This is a genomic window from Methylomonas sp. BG-2 (assembly GCF_057766305.1).
On the sequence record NZ_JBYMAP010000217.1, the window covers coordinates 1 to 6480 of the forward strand.

Here is a 6480-nt window from a genome sequence, read left to right on the forward strand (position 1 = left end):
TCTTGAAGATGTAACTGAAAAAGACAATGTCACGCCTGGCCCCATCTTGCCAGCTCGTGAATTGCTGGGTGATTTACTTCTTGAAATGCACCGCCCGCAAGCTGCGGCAGAAGCTTATCGGCTGTCGTTACAAAAATCACCGAAACGCCGGTACGGTCTGCAAGGATTGCGGCTTGCCGAGCAACAATCGCAAGCTCAAAGTAACTGATGGCAAGTTTCTAAGCTACGCTCCATTTAGCGCGGGTTGGCGGCGGCCCGCGCTATTCTCATACAGCCTACGATCCTGTGAAGTAATGCGAGACTGGCTAATACAAGTCTCTTTTTGGTTTTCGCCCTTCCAATAGATCGATTTCGCTAGTCAAAAATTCGACCATGCGATCCCGAAAAATGCGGACTCTTGCCGTGGTGCGTAAATCGACATGACTCAATACCCAAACGTCCTGCCCCGGTTCTATATGCTCGACAGGAATGCGCTCCAATTCAGCCACCTCATCACCCAGCGAACAGGGCAGCAAGGCTAATCCCAAGCCCTCCTTACACATGTTAAACATGGCGACACCGGAGTTCGTCCGATAAGCGCGTTTGAGCTTGGGGAAATTCTTTTTAATCCAGAACGGCAAGGTGACACCGTCGCCTATCCAGGTGATGCAGGGGGGCATATCTAGTGATAAGTTTTCTATTAGCTCCGAATGTCCGTACACTTGGAATGCCATCTTGCAGATGTGTTTACCGACAACATTAGGCGGCGGTTCGTTAACGGCTTGAACCGCAATGTCTGCTTCGCGATTAGCTAGATTTAGCACATGGTCAGCCGTGATCAACTCGATATCGACTTCGGGATAATCGCGTTTGAAATCGCGGATGACCGGCATCACAAAACGCTTGGAACACACATCGGCAACATTGATTCTGATGATCCCTGAAACTTCTTCGGTGTCGATCTCGATTTTTCGATGAATGGCATTGGCTTGTATCGCCATCTCTTCGACTTGCGTGACGATTTTTTCGCCCACCGGCGTAATGACCCATCCTTTTGCCGTGCGATCAAACAGCGGTTTTCCTAACGCGCTCTCAAGGGCAGCAATGCGTCGACTGACGGTTGATTGATTGACACCAAGCCGAATGCCGGCTTCCGTGACATTGCCTGAACGTACAACCTCGATGAAGTAACGCAGATCGTCCCAATTTGTATCATGCATATTTGCAAATCCATTATGTCGGTTTTGGTAGACGCTATGCATTTTAATCGGCATCGTGCTGTCTTACAATGAATTTGAAAGGTCGCAGACCAGGAAAATCTCCGGGAGTCGATAGTGCTACCGATCACTGGTTGAAGCGCTGATTTAAGCGGTTCAAATAAAAACGATGGCGTTTGCCTAAATAAACAAATTGACACTGAAAGTGTGTCTTTCAGGGGAGAGTCGAATGAAACTTAAATATTTGCGTCCGGTGCTGCTGATCGCGGCACTGGGCATTTCTGCCTGCGCCGAAACCAGTCGGTCTGTTCATACCAACCTGGCGTCAGGGAAAGCCAAAGTCACCCTCTTGTATAAGGGGCATGTACAGCCGGTTGAGGGTAAAACTTTCTTGCCGTGGTCTACCCATGACGGCGTCCGCTCCTTGTCCACCTCGGTTTTTTTAATTGAAAGTGGTGGCAAAATATTAATCGGCGACCCAGGCGAAGTGAGAAAGGGCGAATGGCCGAAAATCATGGATAAGTTAGCCGATATGGGCATCAGCCCTGAAGACGTGGATTATGTGTGGATCGACCACCACCATCCCGACCATACTATGCATTTAGGTGCATTCCCCAATGCACCGGTGGTCGACTTTTGGTCGATCTATAAAGATGAGATATGGTCGGATCATCCCGATAATTTCGAGATTCTTCCTGGTGTAACGGTCGTCAGGACCCCAGGTCACACCGAAGAAGATAGCAGCCTTTTAGTGGATACCGACGACGGTGTCATGCTCATCACCCATATGTGGTGGCATAACAATTTGACACCTGTCGTCGATCCCGTGGGCGAAGATCAGGCCAGTTTAGACAAGTATCGTAAAGCGTTGCTCCGAAAAGCCGATTTATTGTTTCCAACACACGGCGAAATTATGAAAAATCCTTTCAAGAACAAGGAATGGGATGGTAAACCTTATGTCCCCTAAGAGTTTGACACGGCCCAGACCATTCGCCTAACGCCAACAGATTGCATGAAAAAACTATCGAGAAAAGTCTAAGGCCGAGCACTATATTTGTTAGTCCAATCCTTTCAAAATCGGTAAGCGGCCAAAGTAAAAGTGCAATGTTTCATACGTTTTACTGAATCGCTTGCCGGATTAATTCTCAACAGCGAGGCTTTTAGCTTGCGTATGCCGCGAGTGAGCTTAACGGTCGTTAGTAATGGGAGATTCGCTGCGTTTCCAGTTTTCGGCAGTGTTTCGGTTTTAACGTTGTTTTACCTAACGAAATTTCCGATTAAGCAAAATATTCGCTTGATCATGACTGACGAGTACCAATTTACCTTGGCATGCAAAGATGCATATCCATCATGCTAAATTAGAGATTGGTAATACGTTTCAGATTTGAGTTATTTTCCGTACAATTTATCTGTCTATTCTGGGGTAGGCAGTTAACTAATTGGTCTCTTCGATTTAATCTAAGGAATATGACTATGGAACAAAGCATGAACGAACTGATGAATCACACGGTCGACATGGGGCAGGCGGAAATGTTTTCCAAGGCCTGGTACAACGAATACTTCCGGCGTGCCGCAGAAAGTCCGACCCACTCACGTTTTTGCGAAGCTGTTTATGGCATCGACTTGTGCCAGCACGGCATGATGGACACCGACGAGATGGATTTTCTAGCCTCATTGCTTAAGCCCGGCGAGAAGGTGCTGGAAATCGGGTGTTCCAACGGCCACATTACAGAATACCTGCACGAAAAGTCGGGCTGCAACATTTTGGGTCTTGATTATGCCGATGCCGCCATTGCCCAGGCACAGGAAAGAACCCGGGATAAAGCCGCCGCATTGAATTTCCAGGCGGTGGACTTGATTCATGACGAATTGCCTGGCTGCGATTACGATGTCATCCTGGCCATTGATTCGATCTACTTCATGGGAGATTACAACAGGACGCTGGCCAAACTCAACGCCCGGCTGCGGCCTGGCGGTCGTATGATTATCGCAGCGTTTCAGGCCAAAGAAGAGCATGATTCCGATACGATTCTGTTGGCCGGCCATACGCGTGTGGATCAGGCTCTACAGACATTGTCATTCCGCTATGTTCAGCACGACTTCACTCCGAATATTCGCAATCACTGGATCAAAAATTACGAATTCTCCTGCAAACTTCAATCCGATTTTGCGGCAGAAGGCAACGCCTTCCTGTGCGAAGCTCGTATGGCCGAGAATGGTTGGTTCAAGGATCATGCCGAGCGTGGGACGCTGGTCAGATTCCTGTATGTGGTTGAAGATAATGCGAATATCGGGCTCTGTTAGGCGGAGATCCTCTCTGCAATAAGTCGAAGGTAAAGGGCCGCAGTGCTACTGGTTATCTTTTTAAAAATTACCGTTATTGATTGCAAAGGAAAATGACTATGTCTGGTTACGTTGATGAGGTTGTCATACCGTATGATCACGATCTTGGTCCTGTACTGTTCGAGCATTACGGCGCTGATACCGCAAGACGCATCGCCGAACAAACGCCGACCGACGTGCTGGAAATCGCTGCCGGCACTGGCATCGTCACGCGTCACTTGCGCACCTTGTTAAAGAAAGAAGCTCGCTTGACCGCCATCGACATTAGCGACTCGATGATGGATGTAGCGCGGCAAAAGTTTCAGCCCGGCGAACAAGTTGTGTTCCAAAACGCCGACGCCACGGCATTACCGTTTGATGACGAGGCCTTTGATGCTGTAATTTGCCAATTTGGCATCATGTTTTTCGACCGGGATAAAGGGTTTCGTGAGGTTTACCGAACCTTGAAGCCGGGCGGTCGATACCTATTCCGAGTGTGGGACTCCGAACGCTACAATCCCTTTGCGAGCTTGAGCTTTGAAGTGCTCAAACAATATTTTCCGTCGGATACTCCTCAGTTTTTATTCGATCCGGTTTCCTGTCATCAAATCGATCCGCTCAAGGAACAGTTGATTCAAATTGGCTTTGATCCGATTGTCATCTCTGTACAGCGTCACGTCTACGATATTCTTGATGTAACGGCCTTTGCGCGGGCTTTGGTGTACACGCCAGTGATCTTTGAAATCAGAGATCGAGGTGATGTCGATCCCGAGGAAATCGTAAAAGAACTGTCGGATGCCTTCAAAAAGGAGTTCGGTTCCAGTCCGACGCGCTATCCGATGCAAGCGATTCTTTTCGAAACAGAAAAGCCCAAGGTTTGATCTCAGCAAACAACAACATTCACTTTTGATCGATCCAGAAAAACCTATGAGACACACGTTATGATAATAAAATCTATGAAGCTCAATCTTCGTTTCGTTGGGTTGGCGCTGCTGTTAGGACAGAGTGCATCGTATGCGATGCCCGGCATGGATATGCCATCCGGCGCAAACGCCCAAGCGCCTTCGTTGGCCAAAAGCATAGGTGCACCGATCAACTCGGACGCAGCTGAATTCGAAATGACCTACAGTGCCGACGGCAAAACGGTGTTGTTCGTTTCCACGCGTCCTGGCAGCATCGAGTCAAAAGGCAATCCTTACAGCTTTGACATCTGGATGGCGCACAACGTCAATGGTGTTTGGCAAACGCCGATTCATTTGGGGCCGGACATCGACCCCAAAGTCGGCCCGAACATTAATACTGAAGCGTGGGAACTGGAACCCAGCCTGTCCGACGACGGCAACGCGATTTATTTTACCCGCTATCAACCCGGTAATTTTTCAACTGGCGATCTGTATGTGGTACAAAAAATCAATGGGGTATGGCAACAAGCCAAAAGTTGGAATGATGTACCCGAGTTACCTCACTTAAACACTCCGACAGGTGAAGAACATTGCCCAATCATCGCATCGGATAGTCTGATCTATTTCAGTTATCAGCAACCAGGCGTGACCCAAGACAGCGATATTTGGAAAGTCGAAAAGAAAAACGGTAAATGGCAAAAACCGCAGAGCCTGGGATCAAGAATCAACTCACCGTACCGCGACCATTTGCATTGGACAGGGTTGTCGAAGGACGGCAAAAGCCTGATCATCACCAGCACACGCACCGACATGGGCTCGCGTGGCGGCCATGATGAATGGATTTCTCACCAAAATACCACGGGTGAATGGCAAGAGCCATTGAATCTCGGCGACACCATCAATACCGCCGGTGAAGACATGTGCTGGTCATTCACGCCGGACGGCAAGAAGTTTTTTGGTGGCTGGGGGCCTCAAGGTTCCTACAACATGGACGTGCTATGGGTCAACAAGGACGATGTCCCGTTGCTGAAAAATTTCGATCCTATTGGTCCGCCGCCAAACCTGATGGCCAAAAACAAGGCGACAGTCAGCAGTAGTAAATAGGCGCTAAGTTCTGCGAAAAGAAGCCATTTCATAATTATGGACACACCTCGGATTCTGCGAATTTGAGGTGCCTGATACTACACATCCGCAGGACAATACATGACATTGCATTTGAATGAAGTCGATACCGGCAAGTTGGAACAACTCCAAGGCAAAGTGATGAATGATGTCGCCGGTTCCATGGGGCTGTTGATGGCGTATATTGGCGACAAACTAGATTTGTACAGCGCGCTTCTGGAAATTAGTCCGGCCAGCAGCCAGGAACTGGCCAACAATACCGGCATGGACGAACGCTATCTGCGTGAATGGCTTTCCGCCAATGCCGCCGCTGGCTACGTCAATTACGATGCCGCGTCCGGTAAGTTTTCACTGTCGCCGGAACAATCAGTCATTTTTGCCGCCGAAGGTCATCCAGCCTGCATGCAGGGATTTTTTCAGGCGGTGATGTCGGTGTATGTTGACGAGCCCAAGTTGACCGAGGTTTTCCGTTCCGGCAAAGGATTACCTTGGCGTGATCACAGCCCTTGTCTATTCTGCGGTACCGAGCGCTTTTTCCGGCCGATGTATGCGATGAACTTGATCGACCACTGGCTACCGGCGCTAGACGGTGTGCGAGAAAAACTCGAAGTCGGCGCTCGCGTCGCCGATGTTGGTTGCGGCCATGGCTCTTCGACAATCCTGATGGCTAAGGCGTTTCCCAACTCAACCTTCCACGGCTTCGATTTTCACGAACCCTCGATCGAACATGCCCGTGAACGAGCGCGTGACGCCGGCGTCTCAAGCAACACTATTTTTGAGGTAGTGACGGCGAAGGAATATCCGGGCAAAAACTATGACTTGGTGACCATCTTCGATGCCCTACACGACATGGGCGACCCCATCGGCGCGGCTACCCATGTCGCCGGTACACTGGCTAAAGGCGGAACTTTCATGCTGGTCGAACCATTTGCTGGCGA

At 49.3% G+C, this 6480-nt stretch carries 7 protein-coding genes; 6 read left to right on the top strand and 1 reads right to left on the bottom strand.

The genetic code is table 11. From position 1 onward, the window contains the following. Window positions 1–208, top strand: a 208-nt coding sequence (locus AC3B8H_RS16885) for a hypothetical protein (protein WP_488442715.1), incomplete at its 5' end; no start/stop codon positions are given. Window positions 209–305: 97 nt separating this feature from the next. Here AC3B8H_RS16885 and AC3B8H_RS16890 read toward each other — a convergent pair. Then, the gene (locus AC3B8H_RS16890; protein WP_236994403.1) at window positions 306–1253 is read right to left on the bottom strand and encodes a LysR family transcriptional regulator; all 948 of its coding nucleotides are present in this window, start codon (window positions 1251–1253) and stop codon (window positions 306–308) included. A 172-nt stretch (window positions 1254–1425) separates the two neighbouring features. On the opposite strand from AC3B8H_RS16890, the gene AC3B8H_RS16895 reads away from it, so the two are divergent. The 5 genes from AC3B8H_RS16895 to AC3B8H_RS16915 form a co-directional block, all read left to right on the top strand. After that, entirely contained in the window at window positions 1426–2163 is a 738-nt protein-coding gene (locus AC3B8H_RS16895; protein WP_458138550.1) for an MBL fold metallo-hydrolase, read from the top strand. A 518-nt stretch (window positions 2164–2681) separates the two neighbouring features. Then, window positions 2682–3500, top strand: a complete 819-nt coding sequence (locus tag AC3B8H_RS16900) for a class I SAM-dependent methyltransferase (RefSeq protein WP_202054401.1) — start codon at window positions 2682–2684, stop codon at window positions 3498–3500. 98 nt (window positions 3501–3598) lie between these two features. Beyond that, complete coding sequence (locus AC3B8H_RS16905) at window positions 3599–4399, top strand: class I SAM-dependent methyltransferase (RefSeq protein ID WP_202054400.1); 801 nt, start codon at window positions 3599–3601, stop codon at window positions 4397–4399. 75 nt (window positions 4400–4474) lie between these two features. Continuing rightward, on the top strand, window positions 4475–5524 hold the full coding sequence (locus AC3B8H_RS16910; RefSeq protein ID WP_488442716.1) for a TolB family protein: 1050 nt from the start codon (window positions 4475–4477) through the stop codon (window positions 5522–5524). Window positions 5525–5623: 99 nt separating this feature from the next. Further along, window positions 5624–6480: class I SAM-dependent methyltransferase (locus tag AC3B8H_RS16915; protein ID WP_488442717.1), on the top strand; the 857-nt coding region annotated here is incomplete at its 3' end.